This is a genomic window from Stenotrophomonas sp. P5_A8, assembly GCF_056400545.1.
This window is the reverse complement of the sequence record NZ_JBFULB010000578.1, coordinates 1-1,132: the sequence shown is the minus strand read 5'-3', so window position 1 is coordinate 1,132 and position 1,132 is coordinate 1. Positions and strand designations below refer to the sequence as shown.

At 67.2% G+C, this 1,132-nt stretch carries 2 protein-coding genes and 1 pseudogene; all 3 read right to left on the bottom strand.

Going from position 1 to position 1,132, the window contains the following annotated elements; all coding sequences use genetic code 11:
- Positions 1-209, bottom strand: a pseudogene (locus AC1DQP_RS20800) (DUF2058 domain-containing protein); the annotation flags it as partial.
- 10 nt (positions 210-219) lie between these two features.
- A complete protein-coding gene (locus AC1DQP_RS20795; protein ID WP_256774567.1) occupies positions 220-459 on the bottom strand; it encodes a SlyX family protein in 240 nt (79 codons plus the stop codon).
- On the bottom strand, positions 452-1,132 hold a 681-nt coding region (locus AC1DQP_RS20790), incomplete at its 5' end, for a UDP-glucose dehydrogenase family protein (RefSeq protein WP_478052471.1). The genes AC1DQP_RS20790 and AC1DQP_RS20795, both read right to left, overlap by 8 nt.

Genomic DNA, 1,132 nt, shown 5'->3' with positions numbered 1-1,132 from the left:
CCCTTGCCGTGCGGGGCACGACGAGCGGCGTCGCCTTCGCGCGGCGGACGCGCGGCATCGCCGGGCTTGGCCGGTGCGCGCGCGCCCTGCGGTTTGTTGCCCGGCCGGCCATCGCGGCGGGCATCAGGCTTGCGTTCGGGTTTGCGTTCGGGCTTGGGCGCGGCTTTGAAGCCGAGGCCCAGCAACTGGTCGCGGAGGGTATCGCTCATGAGTGGTCGATCAGTAATGCGGGGGCGGTGGTTCTTCGCCCGAATCGGAATACAGCGCGTTGCGGACCTTGCCCAGGTCCTCCAGCAGCAGGCGGGTCAAGTCGGCGTTGCGGCTGCCTTCGATGCGTGCATCGGCCAGCGCTTCGCTCAGCTCGGCAAGCGCCTGCTCCTGGAAGGACACGCGCATTTCCAGCTCGATCAGGCGCGCTTCCAGCGCCTGTTCACGCGATGAGGGGGTGGAATCATGCATGCAGCGAACGTCCCCGGCCAATGCCGTAGTAGGCCAGGCCCGCGGCTTCGATCTCCTGCGGGTCGTACAGATTGCGGCCGTCGAAGACCACCGCGTCGTTGAGCACCTCGCGCAACCGGGCGAAATCCGGGCTGCGGAACTGCTTCCATTCGGTCACCACGACCAGCGCATCGGCGCCGTCCAGGGCGTCGTAGGCGTTGTCGCAGAACACCAGGTCATCGCGCTCGCCGAAAATGCGGCGCGCTTCCTCGGTGGCTTCCGGATCGTAGGCACGCACGCGCGCACCGGCTTCCCACAACTGCGCCAGCAGACGCCGGCTGGACGCCTCGCGCATGTCGTCGGTGTTGGGCTTGAAGGCCAGGCCCCAGACCGCGAAGGTCTTGCCACGCACGCCTTCATCCTCGCCACGGTCGTAGTGGCGCTGGATCAGCTCGTAAAGATGCCCCTTCTGCGCCTCGTTGACCGCCTCCACCGCGTTGAGCAGCCGGGGCTCATGCCCATACTGCTGCGCGGTGCGGGCCAGCGCCTGCACGTCCTTGGGGAAACACGAGCCGCCATAACCGGCGCCCGGGTAGATGAAATGCCAGCCGATGCGCGGATCCGACCCAATGCCCTGGCGGACCTGTTCGATGTCGGCACCGACCTTCTCGGCGATGTTGGCGATTTCGTTCAT

Excerpts from the sequence above, each read along its gene's own strand:
- AC1DQP_RS20795 (WP_256774567.1), bottom strand. The coding sequence starts at position 459 with ATGCATGATTCCACCCCCTCATCGCGTGAACAGGCGCTGGAAGCGCGC.